This is a genomic window from Vibrio crassostreae 9ZC13 (assembly GCF_000272045.2).
GTDB lineage: Bacteria > Pseudomonadota > Gammaproteobacteria > Enterobacterales > Vibrionaceae > Vibrio > Vibrio crassostreae_C.
Genome location: NZ_AJYZ02000019.1, coordinates 1,328,756 through 1,345,475, shown reverse-complemented (window position 1 = coordinate 1,345,475; position 16,720 = coordinate 1,328,756). Strand labels below are relative to the sequence as shown.

Here is a 16,720-nt window from a genome sequence, read left to right as displayed (position 1 = left end):
CTGGAACGTAAATCCAGAGCGGTTGCCTGTTTTGATCAGAACTGAGTATTTCAACTTAGTTCTGTCTTGTTGGCTTATTAAAATCAGGCGCAGTATAACCAAGGCGGTGCGGGACAAAAACCAACCAAACGTAGGGCTATATAACATCATTTTTGATGTGGTTTTAGGTGTGATAAAAAGGCCGTTATTTGAAAAGCAGTTTTAACTCAAATAAGGAGTGGTGCTTTGTTGTCTACTGAATACTTGGCTAAGAACTTATGTAGTATCTCATCTCAATGAGTTGGTGTTCTCCGACGATTTCCACTTCACGAATGAACTCAAAGCCGAACTTTTCATAGTAATTCTTTAGGTATTGATGGGCGTGGATTTCAATGACTTTGGCACTATGTTCAGAGGCGTGTTTTAGAAGTGCGCTAACAATTTTAGACGCGATACCAGATCCTCGATAAGGCTGTAGAACCGCAACACGTGCCATGGTTGAGTGTCCTGATTCATCAATGTGCAAGCGTGCCGTCGCGACTAAATTATCTTCATCGGTGATCAGTGCATGATGTGATACTGGGTCTAACCCATCAAGATCCAATACATGGGGGATACCTTGTTCAACAACGAATACTTGATGACGAATGGACTGTGCTTTCGTTATCAATTCTGGGTTGTTACCAATCACCAATTCCATTTCATTGCTCCATGCTGCTAACGAATGTTTTGAAAATACCCTATTTGTGAGGGGCTGTACGTTTGTAACTTGTCCTTAAACTAAGGCTTTTGAATAGCTGCTTGTCTCTATATCGATGATCTCTACGGTCAATGAAGCATTGGATAGTGGAAGAGCAAGTAATTGGTCCAAAATGGACTTGGAGAGCATCGCTTTAACGCTTTCGTTACGCCCAGACAAAATACGCACAGAGACATGCACGAAGTCTTCTTTTACTTCGCCGGTTTGGTAATGCTGATAGGCAAGGCTGCGTACTTTGATGTCTTCTCCTGTTGGTGAGAACAACTGAGATTCCATCGCGCCGAGAAACACTTTTTGGTTGAGTTGCTGACCATCAATAGTGGATGAGTGTTCGATAATACAATGCGGCAAACTGACGTCCTTTCTGTACTTTATGGAGACCTAAAATTAAGGCCAATGTGACTCTCTTGTTGAGAATGACATTGGCCTTTAATGCTGACTCGTGACGGCTTTCTCGGTAATAAGCCGATCAGGCAATCACCAAAGCGGCCAGTACTGTCAGCGATTACGCTTGGTTAAGTACTTCCGCTAAGCGTTTCACCGCTTCTGTTAATTCTTCTGGGTTGGCGTTAGTGAAGTTTAAGCGCAGTGCGGCTTTTGCTTCATCGGCCTTTGGATAAAATACTGGGCTTGGTACAACCGCCACACCATTCGATAGCAAAGTCTTAGCTAATTCGAAGGTATCGCACTCTGGGGTTTCTACCCAAATGAACATCCCGCCATCTACGGCTTTTAACACGCAATCTGCAGGCAGTTGTTTTTTTAGCTCTGAGAACAACACTTCATAACGAGACTTGTACAGTGTGCGAATGTTTTCCATGTGTACGTTGAAGTCTTCATGTTTTAGAAGACCAACAAGCAGTGCTTGCATAGGTACACTTGAGTGTAAATCCGCGCCTTGCTTCACTTTGATCAGTGGCTCAAGGTAGCTGCGTTTGCCTGTTACCGCGCCAATACGTAGACCTGGCGATGCAATCTTAGAGAATGAACGAAGAACGATAGAGTTATCAGGGCAGAACGAAGAAACCAACGGCAGCTCTGTGCCTGTGAAACGTAGCTCACGGTATGGCGCATCTTCAATGAATGCCACGTTGTATTTGATACACAGCTCAGCCACTTTTTGACGAGTTTCTGTTGCCCAGCACACACCGGTTGGGTTGTGAAAATCAGGCACCGCGTAGAACATTTTTGGCGCTTGCTGTGCAAAGCATGTTTCCAATTCATCTAGATTCGGCCCAAATTCGGTTTGAGACACGGTCGCAATGTTTGCTTGAACTAGGCCAAACACCTGCATCGCACCTAAGTAGCTTGGCGCTTCCATCACAACCACATCACCTGGATCGACATACGCACGCGCAATCAAATCCAAACCTTGCTGAGAGCCAGTACAAATCATTGCCGTGTGTGACTCTGGCAATTGGTAGCTTTGTGTTAGGTGGTCAAGCAACGGGCCGTAACCGGCAGTAGAACCGTATTGGAAAACTTCAGGCATGTTCGCTAGGTTTTCTAGCGTTGGCTTCATTAAATCGATAGGGAATGTTTTCTCGTCCGGTAAACCACCGGCCAATGAGATGACATTTGGATCACTTGCGGCTGCGAGGATCTCTCGAATGTATGAAGATTGAATCTGTTGTAATGACTGTGCGATTTCCATGTGTTGTGTCTCGTCGTTTATCGTTTTTATTCTATCGCTTGATATTACACGGCAATTGTAAAAACAAGCGTGTCCGTTTATGCTCTTAAACATGTCCATTTATGCTATTTAAACGATGTCACGTCAACACATATCGCGAATCAATGATGTCCTGTTCCATATTCACCAAGACATCAGTCAGCCTTTGTCTGCCAAAGAGTTATCTGAGATAGCGGCCTATTCAGAACAGCACTTTCATCGCACCTTTAAAAGCGTGGTCGGGGAGTCGTTGCATCAATATATCCGACGCACTCGAATGGAGTATGCAGCCAACCAATTGATGTTTGATACCAGCTCGTCAGTGGTCGAGGTCGCCCATAAATGTGGCTTTAGCTCGGTGTCTTCGTTTAGTCGAGCATTTAAAGCGACTTTTAATATGTCGCCCGGAGAATGGCGTAAGCATGATTTACAAGTAGCAGAAAAACCCTATTTAAAAGATCCCGAAGTGGCGGCGGGCTATTTGAATGTTGCGCAGCGAGTGTTACCTGAACCTAAGATTATTGAAGTGCCTGAACGGATGGCGGCCTATGTTCGACATACGGGATATAATCGATCCATTCGCAATGCGTGGTTGATATTGAAAGCGTGGGCGAATTCGGAACAGCGTGATTTCTCGAGCCAATTTGGTTTGCATCACTCAAACCCTGCTTGGGTTGGGATGGATCAGTGCCGCTATGTGGCGTGTATCGCGATTGATGAGCCGATTAAGTATCGTAGCGTAGTTAATCAGATGGTGATTCCGGGCGGCTTACACGCTGTGTTTCGACTAAATGGCCGCTATGGAGAACTGCTACCACAGATCAGTATGGTGTTAGAAAAGTGGCTACCCACATCTGGTTTCAAACAGCGCTCGACTCCCGCGTATGTGCATTATCATCAGAATCATTTTCTCAACACCGATGAAGTGTTCGAACTCGATTTTTACCTTCCCGTGAGCTTTTACTGAGCCTTTACTAGGTTAACCATTGAGTTGGCTCAGTAATTGGTTTTGTTGTGTTTTGTCGAGCGTGATTTTACTCATTTGTTGTGGCTAATATGCTCGCTCAATGACAGAAAGGCCTCTTATGTTGATGGTGCGATAGGAGAGAAGCTTGTTGATAAACGACTCTAAGTAAATGATGACAACGTACGGATTAAACGATAGCATCCCGCTCTAATTGCAAATAGTTCTTAATATCACCCGCTAGAATATATGACCATTACCCACAAAGATTATCTGAAAATTGCCTTCCCTTTCATCATCTCAACGGTGACACAGCCTCTACTAGGTGCTGTGGATACCGCTGTTATCGGCCAACTTGGTATTGCTGAACTGATTGGCGGCGTGGCGATCGGCACCATCATTATGAACACCATGTATTGGTTGTTTGGTTTTTTCCGTGTCAGTACCACGGGCCAAAGTGCGATGGCACTGGGTAAGGGAAACCGCACTGATTTGGCGGGTAGCTTGATGCGTCCGTTTGTGCTGTCTGGTTTAGTGGGTTTGATCTTTATCTTGATACAACCACTCATCTGGCAAGGCGCAATGTGGGTGATAGAGCCTGAAGCCAATGTAGCCGAGCACGCGCATATCTACTTCAGTATTTTGATTTATGGCGCGCCTTTCGTGTTGCTTAACTACACCATTATTGGTTGGTTAATGGGACAGGCGAAAGCCAAAGACGTTCTTTATACACAAGTGTTTGGTAATGTGTTGAACATTGTCTTGGATGCGGTGTTTGTACTTTATTTCGATTTGGGTGTCGCAGGTGTGGCTTACGCAAGTTTGATTGCACAAGTTACCACCTTTGCGATTGGTGTGACCTTGGTGATGAAGACCAGCAATATTTCGATCTCTGAGTTCTTGCAAGGCTCGAAGATGACCAAGAAAGACCTATCGACAATCATCTCTTCGAATACCGATCTATTGCTTCGCACCATTTGTATCTTGGTGTTCTTCAACATGATGGCGCGTACTGGCTCTAAACTGGGTACCGATGTTCTAGCGGCTAACGCGATCTTGATGCAGGTGACCTTCATTGTCAGCTATATGTTTGATGGTATTGCCAACGCATCGAGTGTGTTTGCAGGTAAGGCGGTAGGACAGAAGAACCCTTCAATGCTTGATCGTGTTTTAAGGCTTAACTTCCAATGGACGGCAGGTTTCATTGCCGCGCTGACGCTTTTAACTTTGATTTTTAAAGATATGATTGTTTTCTTGTTTACCGATATTCCAGCGCTGGTCACGCTGTACCAAGAGATGGCTCCGTGGTTGATTGTGTTCCCGCTGGTGTCTGGCTTTGGCTTAACGGTTTACGGCATCTTTACCGGAACGGGAACCACGCGTCCGGTTAGAGACTCAAGCATCGTGACTTTGTTGGTATTCTTAGCGGTACAGGCATTCACCGTCGATATTTGGGGTAATCATGGTTTGTGGTTGGCGTTTACTCTGTTCTATCTTGGGCGTATTGCGTTCCTGTATCCGTTCATCGCACAAGTTAAGCAGAAGTGTTACCCAGTCGAAGATACCGCTCATGGTGCCATTAACTAAGTAACCTAATCACCACCTGTAATATTTTATGAAAGCGCTTTACTATTTTTACACGATAAATTTAGTGAGTGCTTTTTTGTATCGGTAAAAATCACCTCGAAGGGTCAACACGCCCTAATGAAAATTGGTCAATCAAACAGCAAATAAAGTGCGATGCAGTTCAATGTTCTCTTTTCATCATGTCGGCTAAATGATAGAGTTGTTATGTTATAACATCTATATGTGAGTATCTGCGTGAACACCCCACTTTTGTCTGTTGACCACCTAACGATCAAAACCTCTTCGAGAACCCTTTTCCAAGATATCCACTTCGATGTTTATCGAGGTGAGCTGTTGGCGATCATGGGACCGTCAGGCATTGGTAAGTCGATGCTTTCACGTGCGATTGCGGGTTTTCTGCCAGAAACGGTCGAGGTTGAAGGTCATATTTCTCTGTCTGGTGAAGCGGTATGTGGTTTGCCTATGTTGCAAATAACTGCCACACAGCGCCCCGCAGTTATCTTCCAAGATGCGCTTCAAGCTTTGAACCCTCTGGTTTCAATAGAAGGTCAACTCTGCCTTGCCTTGACGGGAACTCGCACTAAGCTTAAATCAAAAGAAAAAATTCAAATTACCGAGTTGCTGAATCAACTTGGTTTTCCTAATCCAGAAACCATCTTGCCGTTGTACCCGAGCCAAATTTCGGGTGGGCAACGCCAACGTGTGTGTATTGCGATTGGCTTGCTGAGTAACGCCGATATTATCATCGCCGATGAACCAACCAGTGCGTTAGATCCGGTGACAGAGCAAGAGATACTTAAGCTGATTCGACACAATGTTAAACAGCGTCAAATTGGTGGTTTACTCATCACCCATGACCTGCATAGCGCGTTGGCGTGTGACAAGCTGTTAGTCATCGATGATGGTGGTGTGGTGGCTTACGGTGCACCGAAACATGCACTTGAGTCGAGCTCTCACGCTTTCTGCTGTTCATTGAGAGACTTAATCGAATGAGCTCGACCTTATCACTAAACTCAGAAGCCTCGCCATTAATGCCAGTGACTGATTCAGAAACACAAACACCGATAGAGATTAAGTTCGACAATGTGAGTGTTCACTACTACTCCGTACCAAGTTGGTTGGGTGGTAAAGCGTTCAAAGCGCTACAGAACATAGACCTTAATGTTGAAGACAAAAGCCTAGCAATTGTTGGGCGTTCTGGTGCCGGTAAATCAACGTTAATTGAACTGCTATTTGGCCTTAAAGCGCCAACCGTTGGTCAAATAAACTTGTTCGGTTATTCGCTCCCAATTCGCGATAGCAAAGCGCAAGCAACGGTGTGTCGCTTGATTCAATTGGTGCCTCAAGAGCCCCACACTAGCCTCAACCCTTACTATACCGTTCGACAGATCTTAGCCGAACCTCTAAGTAACTTAGATGTTTCGGGTAATCATGAAGCCATCATTGAAGAGGCGCTTTCAGACGTTGGATTGCCTGCCAGTTTGCTCTTACTGAAACCTAATCAGCTTTCTACAGGTCAAGCTCAACGTGTGGCTATTGCTCGGGCTCTTGTCGTTAGACCCGCAGTGCTGGTGGCCGATGAACCTACTGCCAGCCTTGACCCAGTGAATCGCCAAAGGTTGTTGGACTTGGTTAATTCATTAAAAAAGAAGCGCGATATGCGCCTTATTTTGGTTACTCACGATTTAGGTGCCGCAAAAGCCCTTTGTGAAGAAATACTGGTACTCGACCATGGTGAAATGGTGGAGCACGGACCGACCGATCAAGTGATGAGTAAACCTGCTCATCCTGCGACTCAGATGCTGATCGAGTCTCAGCCTCTTTCGAAATCTACTTGTTAAACACAACCTTATTTATAAAAAAAATACAGCTACAGAGAAAAAATAATTATGCGTTTTAATTCAATCAAACTGGCTTGCACGCTTGCGTTGGCTCTGCCTTTGACGGGCTGTTTTGACTCTCAACCAGGGTCTAGCGATGCCGTAGTAAAATCTGAAATTCGAGTTGCGATGATGCAACCACCAAGAACGGGTTTATCGCCACTTTCTGATGACGCTTTTAAGTTATCTCGTTGGAGCACAGCAGAAACTCTGGTTAACCTGAGCCCAACCTCAGAAGCAGAACCTATGCTAGCAACGGATTGGAAACATCTTGATCCTCTGACTTGGCAGTTCACGATTCGCCAAGGCGTTAAATTCCATGATGGTTCGACATTAACGGCAAACTCTGTAGTGAACTCTCTACAAAAAGCGCTTGAAGCAGCACCTAAGCCGCGCATCCTAGATGGCGTAGAGCTAGAAGTGAAAGCGATGGACAACTACCGCGTAGAGATCAAGACCAGCTTTGATGACCCTCTGTTACCAAGCCGTTTATCAAGCCCTCAATTAGCGATTCTTGCAGCAAGTGCTTACCAAGAAGATGGCCGTGTTAGCCCAATGGGTGCAGGTACGGGCCCGTTTGAGTTGACTGAAATTAACGGTACAACCAGCGCGAAGCTAAAACGTTTCGATGGCTACTGGGGTCAAAAAGCACAGGTTGAATCTGTGATTGCAGAATACGTTCCTAACGGTTTTGCTCGTGCTGCAGCTCTAAGAACAGGCACGGCAGACATCGTTGAAGCAGTGCCCGTTTCACAAATCGCGACCATTGATCCGAACCTACTTTATGAAGTGGCGATGCCTCGTACCAATACGCTTTACCTAAACAACAAGTCAGGCGTATTCAGCGATATTAACTTGCGTAAGGTTGCGGCGGCTGCGGTGGACCGAGAGCAAATCGTGAATACCGTTTATGAGAACCACGCGGATATTGCACAAGGTCTATTAGGTCCTGCACTTGCTTGGGCTGAACCAATTCGACCTGAAGGTCAGGCAGTTGACAAAACGCTAAAAGCGAACGGCGAAAGCATTGTTATTGGTACCTTTACCGACCGTGCAGAGCTTCCAGAAGTGGCAGCGCTACTGAAGCAACAACTTGAAGCGGCTGGTTTCAAGGTTGAGCTGGATATTCGTGAATATGCTCAGATCGAGAACGATGCGCTATCTGGTAAGTTTGACGCGTTTATCCTTTCTCGTGCAACGGTTCTAGATTCGGGTGACCCAGTGGCTTACATGATGAGCGACTTTGGTTGTAAGGGTTCATTCAACCTTGGCCAGTTCTGTTCTCAAGAGGTAGATAAAGCACTGAATCACGCTGACCTACAACCGCTAGGTGCGCTGCGTCACCAAGCGATCATCGAAGCTGAACAAAAAATCCTTAACGATTTCGCGGCTATCCCGCTGCTTCACGAACGTGTGATTCAAGGTGAAAGTGAGCGTGTAAGCAATGTAGTTCGTGACCCAAGTGAACGTCGCTTGGTTGATCAAACTACACAGGTCAAAAAAGCGACACAAGTTAACCCGGCAACACAGGCTAACTAAATAAATGTTATCTGCTGAGACTCTGCGTCGAACTCTATTTATCTTGACGCCTTGGCTATCAAGAATCGCCTCACTGATTGTGGTGGTGATTCTTGTTGGTTTGATGCCTGACATTGCAGGCATCGATCCAAGCCAATCTATTCTGCGGGCTAGGGCGGGGCAACAACACCTGCTTACGCCTGAAGCTTTAGCGGCGGTACGCGCTGATCTTCAGCTTGACCGTTCAGCCATTGAGCGCCTGCTCGACTGGGTAGGAAGTGCTTTTTCAGGTGATCTAGGTGAATCATGGATTGATGGTTCCTCGGTTGCATTAAGCATTCAAAAAACAGCATCTACGTCTCTGTTCTTGATGTCTAGCGCACTTGTGATGACTTTCGTACTGTGTGGTGCAGGCTTACTTGCTACCTTACGCAGTTGGAAGAAGGGCAAACTAGGGCAGAGTTACAGCAGTTTAAGCACCGTATTAATATCGTTGCCAGAGTACGTAGTGGCCTCGGTATTAATACTGGTGTTCTCTATCTGGTTAGGTTGGCTGCCGCCGTATGGTTGGCAAGGTTGGCAAGACATCTGGCTACCGAGCTTAGCGCTTGCATTGCCTGCCAGTGGCCTGTTTAGTCGTCTACTCAGAGACAGTTTACAACGCGTTCTCAATGAACCTTGGGTGATCACTTGGCTCAGTGCCAACGTTCATTCCAATCAAATTATTCGCTTTGCGCTGAAAAGAGCGCTGAGCAGTCTGATCCCGCAAATCGCGATGATCGTGATTGGCTTAACTGGTGGCGCAGTCGCGGTTGAGCTTATCTTCTCGATCCCTGGTATCGGGCGCATGATTCTTGGTGCAGCCAAGGCGCAAGACTTACCAACGCTGCAAGGCGGCTTATTGGTGTTGCTGCTATTTTCAATTGCCGTGAGCAGCATGAGCTTGTTTGTTCAGCAATTGATTCTTGGCCACAGCCTGAAAAGCGGCAAGCTCATCAGTAGCCACTCTTCGTTTCGTTTTACCCAGAACCGCGCAAAGCGTGTCACTGCTTTTGCGATCTTCTCTTTCCTAATTGCTATCGTTGTATGGGCTGCATTCCGAGACCCATACACTAGCCAATTCGCACGCTTGGCATCACCGAGTTGGCAAGCACCTTTGGGCGCAGATGGCATTGGTCGAGACCTACTGGCGAGAATTGGTTCTGGTATGATTGCGACCTTCCAAGCCGGCATATTGGCAACGTTCTTGAGCTTGGTGACGGGCATCATTATGGGTTTCAACACCCGCTTTAGCCAAGGCCTTATCGAGATCACTAAGGGTATCCCATACATCATTGCAGGCTTGCTTGTTGCAGGCTTAACGGGGATGAATCCGAACAGCGCATTAATCGCGATTGTATTGGTGTCGTGGGCGCCGCTAGCTGCACACTGCTCAAGCTTGATCGTAGAAGCCAAGGCTCAACCTTATACACACCTCGCGCCACTATGGGGCACCAGTAAGCTTAGAATCTTCCGTTTCTACTTGCTTCCGTATGTGTTGCCACCGTTGTTAAGACACGCGATGTTGAGGCTACCGGTTATCACTCTAAGTCTGACCTCGCTGAGCTTCATCGGATTAGGGGCAAAGCCACCAACACCTGAATGGGGTTTGATGATCGCAGAGAACCTTCCATACATTGAGCGCGCGCCATTAGCAGTCATGGGGCCAATTGTTGGGCTGATCTTGTTCGGTGCAGCCATTAACTTGATGTTTGATGACTAACGTAAAGATCCGGTCGCTGAGGTTTCTAAATTGACGATCCGATTGGGTATTCGATTTAGCATTTATGTTGTAACCTTAGCCCTGCTTTTTAGAGACGCTTTTTGATCGGCTCGAAAGTTAAACAGGCCCTAGTTAAGTGTAAAGGATTCAACATGTATCTCGTTTTGTATTGCCACAATATTGGTATGACCGACTTTTCTTTCTTTGAGACGGAAGATTTCGATAAGGAAGATGGCTATATCGTGCGAGGCAAATGGCCGAACGAGAAAGCGTTCCGTGATTACTTAACCAAAGAGTTTGGTGACATGAACGAGTTCCAAGTGATCGACTTAATCGCCAAAGGCGCAGAAGCAGAACACTACTCGCCAGAAGAGTTGGTGCGCTTAGCTTTGTAATATCTAGTTTAATAACGGTTAGCTTATCAGCATCCAGTTAAGTAGCATCTTTCGAACAAACGAATAAAGAAATGGCAGCCTGATTCGGCTGCCATTTTCGTTTTAGGTTAAAGCTAATACCTTTTGCATCGTGAATGATGCTACTGCGCCACTTCGTCCACCAAGTACAAGATTGACTGATACGGAATGCCACTGTGATGCGACAAACCTATCTCACAGGTTCGGCTGTTGCTGAATCCGCGAGTGCAGTTGCTCGGCACTTGTTCTTTGAGTGGGTGTACCGCCGCTTCATTCAGCTCTGGAGTGGTAAAACCTTTATCACCCGCCCAACCACAGCATTGAATATGCTCAGGAACGATGACCTCTTCGGTACAGGCTTTAGCAAGGCTCAACATCGCGCCTTCCAAACCCATTCGACGAGAACTACACGTCACATGCAGCATCACGGTTTCTTGCAGCGGCTCAAGTGTCAGGTGCTCAAGCAAGTATTGATTCACAAACCCTGTCGGCTCTAGCACTTCTAGTGGCTTGGTGAACTGTTCAATACTGCGTTTAGCACATGGGCTGGTGTCCATTAATACTGGGTATTCACCCTGACGACTGGCTTGCCACAACACTTCTTCGAGCTGTTGCGCTTTAGATTGGGCTAAATCGGTCATCCCTTTGCTGTCGTAAGGCATGCCACAACATTGGTCGTCTAGCTTCTTCGGAAGAATCACCTCAAATCCTGCTTTGTTAAGCAAAGACATGGTCACTTCAGTTAGAGGGCGTTGGTCGCCCGCATCACTCTGTTGTCCCATGGTGCGACTGGCACACGAAGGCAGGTAAACCACCTTCTTATGATTGCTTGAGTTTTCTGCCGTCACTGGTGATGAGACTAGCGTGTGACTATTGGATTGCGGCATCTCAGGCATCCAAACGGGTGTCGCGCCTTTGGTGATAGAGCGCAAGCCGTTGGTTAGCTTTCCGACTGTATTCGCCCCTAGAACCTTGCTTGCCACTTGGTTGGTTTTGAGCCCAGCTTTGGTCAGCTTTGTGGTGGTCGAGAAATGCTCCGCTGTCCATTTGGCGATTGGTGTAAATTTTTCGTATTTGGCAATACGGAGCTTCTTGATCAAATCGCCGGTGTTGATTCCCACTGGGCAACGCTCGGCACACAGGCCAGTTGCGGCGCAGGTATCGATACCTTGGTATTCGAAGGTTTTCTCTAGCTCACTTGCTTCTATCTCTTCACCTGCGGCACGGCGGCGTTGTAGCTCGCGATATAACACGATGCGTTGGCGTGGTGATAGGGTTAAGGTGCGAGACGGGCAAACAGGCTCACAGAATCCACACTCAATACAGCGGTCGACTAGATCATCGGCAGCAGGCATCGGCTTCAGGTCTGTGATGTGGGAGTTTGGATTGTCGTTGATGATAACGCCGGGGTTAAGCAGCCTTTCTGGGTCAAACAGCGCTTTGATCTGTTGCATCAAGGCATAGCCATCTTTGCCCCATTCCAATTCCACATAAGGTGCCATGTTTCGGCCCGTGCCGTGTTCCGCTTTCAGTGAACCTTGATACTTCACTGCAACTAGCTCGGCAACGTCATCCATGAAACCGCCGTAACGGTCGATCTCTTCTTGGCTGTCGAAGCCTTGGGTAAACACAAAATGAAGGTTGCCTTCGAGTGCATGGCCGAAAATGATCGCTTCGCTGTAGTCGTATTTATCGAACAACTCTTGCAGCTCTCGAATACCGTTAGCCAGGTTTTCAACAGGGAAAGCCACGTCTTCGATGATAACGGTTGTGCCAACTTCACGAACGGCCCCAACTGCTGGGAACATGCCTTTTCGAATGCCCCACAGGGTTGCAACAGTCTTTGGATCGGACGTAAAAGGGACCGATTCAACAATCGTGTAATCAGCCAATGCATCCAAAATTGATTTACATTGTAAATCTAAGTCCTGCTGGGAGCTGGCGTGTGATTCCACCAAAATAGCCGCCGCTTCTAAATCTAGGTTTGGCATAAACGCAGGCATACCCGGTTTATCCGCGACAGAACGTAGCGCCCTGCCGTCCATCAACTCAACGGCTGCAACCGGAGTTTTGGATAATGTAGTTACGGCTTTACTTGCTTGCTCGATGTCGGCAAACACCAATAGCGCTGAAGCTTTGTTCGGGTGTTCAATCACCGTGTTGTAAGTGATCTCGGCTATGAAGCCTAGTGTGCCTTCTGAGCCAATCATCAGGTGTTTTATGATCTCAATTGGGTCGTGGTAATCGACCAATGCATTGAGCGCGTAGCCGGTGGTGTTTTTAAGACGGTACTTGTGGCGGATTCTGTCTGCCAGTTCTTGATTTGAGCTAGTCTGTCTGTGTAAATCAATAATGCCTTCAAACAACGTTTTGTGTGATTGCTTGAAAGCTTCAACGCTGGCGTTATCTGCCGTATCAAGCAGGGAACCATCACTCAATACGATTTTCATGCTCTCGACGGTGCGATAGGAGTTTTGCGCAGTACCACAACACATACCGCTGGCGTTGTTCGCGGCAATACCGCCAATTTTACAGGTGTTGATAGAGGCTGGGTCTGGGCCGATTTTACGTTGGAAAGGGGCGAGGTATTTGTTGGCATCAGCACCAATCACACCGGGCTGAAGAATGATCTGATTGCCGTTATCGACAATTTCATGACCACGCCAGTCGTCGGTAAGGGTGATGAGCACCGAGTCTGAAACCGCTTGTCCTGACAGGCTGGTGCCTGCGGCGCGGAAGGTAAAGTGAATGCCGAGTTCGCGACAGCTTTGAATGGTGAATATCACTTCGTCTAAGTTTTTAAGCCTTAGAACCATTTTCGGCACCAAGCGATAAAAACTCGCATCGGTGCCGTAGGCCAATCGCTTTGCCTCTTGCGTGACAATGCGTTCCGTTTCTATTTTTTGAGCCAGTATCGCTTCAAGCTGCTGATAAGCTTGTGCGTCTATTACTCGCTCATGGGATGTGTTTGTCTCCATCTTTGCTTCCTTGTGCTTCTTATTTGGCACTGATTTGTTTTTATATTAATTTTCCAGTGCTTAAACGGTGTCACAACGGTAGTGGAATTGCTGTGACACCGATTGAACTTCAGCCTAAGTAGACCAAAGCATGAGTCTGAATCGTGGAGATTTAATCTAACCCCACCAAAGATTCACGAGTTAAGTCTTTGATTGTCTTCGCGCCTGTTAATGTCATCGCAACGCGCATCTCTTTGTCGTAAAGGTCGAGTAGATTCTCAACGCCGGCTTGTCCTTGCGCTGCTAATGCGTAAACGAAAGAACGGCCAAGCAAGGTGCAGTCTGCGCCCAATGCCATCATTCGAACCACATCCAAGCCAGTACGAATGCCAGAGTCGACCAGAATTTTGGTGTCGCCTTTAACTGCATCAGCAATCGAAGGCAGCGCTTTGGCACTTGATAGAACGCCGTCAAGCTGGCGGCCGCCGTGGTTTGAAACCACAATGCCGTCTGCGCCAAATCTCACCGCATCCTTTGCATCTTCTTCATCAAGAATGCCCTTGATGACCATTGGACCGTCCCAGAAATCACGAATCCACTCTAGATCTTTCCATGAAATCGACGGGTCGAAGTTATCACCTAACCAACCGATGTAGTCTTCCAGCTTGGTAGGAGAACCACGATAAGTAGAGATGTTGCCTAGGTCGTGTGGTTTACCCAGTAAGCCGACATCAACTGCCCAGCTAGGATGACGCATAGATTGGAATACGCGGCGTACTGCTGCATTTGGACCACTCATTCCTGAGTGCATGTCACGGTAGCGAGCGCCGGGTACGGGCATATCCACGGTGAAGACCAGTGTTGTGACGCCAGCGGCTTTAGCGCGTTCAAGAACGTTCTTCATGAAGCCACGGTCTTTTAACACGTAAAGTTGGAACCACATTGGGCGTTCAATCTTAGGTGCAACTTCTTCAATCGGACATACCGACACGGTCGACATGGTAAAAGGGATGCCTTTGTTGTCGGCGGCTTTTGCTGCTTGTACTTCACCGCGTCTTGCGTACATACCCGTTAAACCAACAGGCGCCAGTGCGATTGGCATCGCTAGCTTCTCGCCAAATAGTTCGGTTTCCAAATTTAGGTCCGACATGTCGTTGAGTACGCGTTGTTTTAGCGCAATCTCAGCTAGGTCAGCCGTGTTGCGACGTAGGGTATGTTCTCCGTAAGAGCCACCATCAATGTAGTGGAAAAGAAACGGTGGTAATTTCGCTTTTGCTGCGGCGCGGTAATCAGTCGATGCGGATATGATCATAATTTCAGTCCTAAATTCTTGGGATGTTGCTCTTCTTTGAGAGCTTGGTTTGGGCTGCTTTAATTCGGGAAAATGGCGTTAATACCCATGGGTGTTGATGTGCTCTAGTATCCATCCCGGAACTCATCAACTGTCTTATTAGACGGTGTCGCTGTCGGGGAATTGAGTATTAACGCCAAGTGCTTTTGAACGACTTATGGTTTACATAAGTGCGTCGGTCATTTTGAATCCGTAGATAACCACTAGGCCGATGATGCCTGTCATCACCAAGTAGTAGAACGTTGGAATGATTGTCTTACGTAGGGTTGCACCTTCGCGTCCTAGCAAGCCAACAGTTGCTGATGCCGCTACCACGTTGTGAATCGCAATCATGTTACCTGCTGCTGCACCAACGGCTTGTAGAGCAACAACCACCGCACTAGAGATAGTCAGAGTCTGCGCTACTTCGAATTGGAACTGGCTGAACATCATGTTTGAAACTGTGTTCGAACCTGCAATGAAGGCACCTAACGCACCAACCGTTGCACTCAATGCTGGGAATGCGCTACCAACGAGGTCAGCTGCGAAGTTTGCCGTGGTTACGGGCATACTTGCTAAATCTGCGCCGTTCACACCAGAGTTAATGAAGATACGAACCATTGGGATGGTGAACGCCAACACAAAGCCTGCGCCAATCAGAGTCTTGCTCGATTCACCGAAGGCTTTAGCCAGTGGCGTTGCGCTGCGAGATTGCATGAGAACAGCAACCAGCGCGACGAAGACCAAGATACCGCCCGGTAGATACAGAGGCTGAATCGCAGTGCTCACACCGGTTTCACCAAGGATGTTGCTGAACGATAGGCTAACGCTCTTCAGTAGGCCTTTGAATTCAGGGCTCACGCGGCTCGCAACCAAGGTCACCGCTAGCAGCACGTATGGTGCCCATGCCATCGCCATGCTCATCTTCTTATGGCCTTGATTGTTGTCGTCAAGGTCGATTTTCAGAGAACCTAGCCATTCTGCAGGCCACTTGTCTTCGCTCTCAAAATCCCATTTTGATTTTGGTACGAGGAAGCCACGTTTTGCTGCAGTAACCACAATCGCAAGGCCAACCAAACCACCAATCAGTGATGGGAATTCAGCGCCTAGGAAAACACCTGTTAGTGCGTAAGGAATAGTGAAAGCAGCACCTGCGAACAGTGCGAACGGCAGGATATCTAAACCTTCAGTCCAGCTTTTGTTCTTACCGAAGAAGCGAGTCAGCATCATTGCCATCAAGACAGGAATCATCACACCAACGCAGGCGTGGATGATTGCAACACTTGATGTGATCTGTTGTAGGTAAGCATCCCATGTTGAACCATTGGCAATCAGGCTTTCACCAATGTTGTGCGTGTCCAATCCTTTGTTCACACCAACGATGATAGGTGTACCAACCGCGCCGAATGATACTGGCGTAGATTGGATCATCATGCCCATCAGTACCGCAGCCAGCGCAGGGAAGCCGATAGCAACCAGCAGTGGTGCAGCGATGGCAGCTGGTGTGCCGAAGCCAGATGCGCCCTCAATGAATGAACCGAAACACCAAGCAATGATGATTGCTTGAACACGACGGTCAGCGGATATATCAGTGAATCCGTTGCGGATGGTGGTGATAGCTCCGGTGTGTTTCAAAGTGTTTAATAAGAAGATGGCGCCGAACACAATCCAGAGAACCGACACTGTAATGCCGAAGCCTTGGAATACAGAAGCCAGCACGCGAGTGCCAGACATGTCCCAAGCAAGTAGGGCGATAGCAACGGTTAAGGCAAATGCCACAGGCATCGCTTTTTTTGCAGGCCAGTTAAGGCCAACCAGCAGAATCGCTGCAACAACTATTGGTAAAAATGCCAATAGGGCTAGTAGAGTTTCACTCATGGGTACTTCCTCGTACTGTT

At 47.4% G+C, this 16,720-nt stretch carries 13 protein-coding genes; 7 read left to right on the top strand and 6 right to left on the bottom strand.

What is annotated here, in order from left to right:
- Nucleotides 1–247: 247 nt before the first annotated feature.
- The 3 genes from A136_RS07135 to A136_RS07125 all read right to left on the bottom strand — a co-directional run bounded on the left by A136_RS07135 (nucleotide 248) and on the right by A136_RS07125 (nucleotide 2,393).
- Nucleotides 248–679: a GNAT family N-acetyltransferase gene (locus A136_RS07135; protein WP_017065055.1), complete on the bottom strand. Its 432-nt coding sequence runs from the start codon at nucleotides 677–679 to the stop codon at nucleotides 248–250.
- 75 nt (nucleotides 680–754) lie between these two features.
- A complete protein-coding gene (locus A136_RS07130; RefSeq protein ID WP_017065054.1) occupies nucleotides 755–1,090 on the bottom strand; it encodes a 5-carboxymethyl-2-hydroxymuconate Delta-isomerase in 336 nt (111 codons plus the stop codon).
- A 154-nt stretch (nucleotides 1,091–1,244) separates the two neighbouring features.
- Complete coding sequence (locus A136_RS07125; protein WP_017065053.1) at nucleotides 1,245–2,393, bottom strand: PLP-dependent aminotransferase family protein; 1,149 nt, start codon at nucleotides 2,391–2,393, stop codon at nucleotides 1,245–1,247.
- Between the two features lie 115 nt (nucleotides 2,394–2,508).
- Here A136_RS07125 and A136_RS07120 point away from each other — a divergent pair, with 115 nt between their 5' ends.
- From A136_RS07120 to A136_RS07090, 7 genes are all read left to right on the top strand, one after another.
- Complete coding sequence (locus tag A136_RS07120) at nucleotides 2,509–3,378, top strand: AraC family transcriptional regulator (protein ID WP_029235276.1); 870 nt, start codon at nucleotides 2,509–2,511, stop codon at nucleotides 3,376–3,378.
- A 246-nt stretch (nucleotides 3,379–3,624) separates the two neighbouring features.
- Complete coding sequence (locus tag A136_RS07115; RefSeq protein WP_017065051.1) at nucleotides 3,625–4,962, top strand: MATE family efflux transporter; 1,338 nt, start codon at nucleotides 3,625–3,627, stop codon at nucleotides 4,960–4,962.
- Nucleotides 4,963–5,196: 234 nt separating this feature from the next.
- Entirely contained in the window at nucleotides 5,197–5,955 is a 759-nt protein-coding gene (locus tag A136_RS07110) for an ATP-binding cassette domain-containing protein (protein WP_017065050.1), read from the top strand.
- Nucleotides 5,952–6,803, top strand: a complete 852-nt coding sequence (locus A136_RS07105) for an ABC transporter ATP-binding protein (RefSeq protein WP_017065049.1) — start codon at nucleotides 5,952–5,954, stop codon at nucleotides 6,801–6,803. Before A136_RS07110 ends, A136_RS07105 begins: the two co-directional genes overlap by 4 nt.
- A gap of 48 nt (nucleotides 6,804–6,851) precedes the next feature.
- Complete coding sequence (locus A136_RS07100) at nucleotides 6,852–8,381, top strand: ABC transporter substrate-binding protein (RefSeq protein WP_017065048.1); 1,530 nt, start codon at nucleotides 6,852–6,854, stop codon at nucleotides 8,379–8,381.
- A gap of 4 nt (nucleotides 8,382–8,385) precedes the next feature.
- Nucleotides 8,386–10,122: an ABC transporter permease subunit gene (locus A136_RS07095; RefSeq protein ID WP_017065047.1), complete on the top strand. Its 1,737-nt coding sequence runs from the start codon at nucleotides 8,386–8,388 to the stop codon at nucleotides 10,120–10,122.
- Nucleotides 10,123–10,274: 152 nt separating this feature from the next.
- On the top strand, nucleotides 10,275–10,517 hold the full coding sequence (locus A136_RS07090; protein ID WP_017065046.1) for a hypothetical protein: 243 nt from the start codon (nucleotides 10,275–10,277) through the stop codon (nucleotides 10,515–10,517).
- 140 nt (nucleotides 10,518–10,657) lie between these two features.
- Here the strand turns inward: A136_RS07090 and A136_RS07085 are convergent, their stop codons facing one another.
- The 3 genes from A136_RS07085 to A136_RS07075 form a co-directional block, all read right to left on the bottom strand.
- Complete coding sequence (locus tag A136_RS07085; RefSeq protein WP_017065045.1) at nucleotides 10,658–13,513, bottom strand: FAD-binding and (Fe-S)-binding domain-containing protein; 2,856 nt, start codon at nucleotides 13,511–13,513, stop codon at nucleotides 10,658–10,660.
- 151 nt (nucleotides 13,514–13,664) lie between these two features.
- Nucleotides 13,665–14,804: an FMN-dependent L-lactate dehydrogenase LldD gene (lldD, locus tag A136_RS07080; RefSeq protein WP_017065044.1), complete on the bottom strand. Its 1,140-nt coding sequence runs from the start codon at nucleotides 14,802–14,804 to the stop codon at nucleotides 13,665–13,667.
- A gap of 201 nt (nucleotides 14,805–15,005) precedes the next feature.
- Nucleotides 15,006–16,700, bottom strand: a complete 1,695-nt coding sequence (locus A136_RS07075; protein WP_017065043.1) for an L-lactate permease — start codon at nucleotides 16,698–16,700, stop codon at nucleotides 15,006–15,008.
- Between the last annotated feature and the right edge of the window lie 20 nt (nucleotides 16,701–16,720).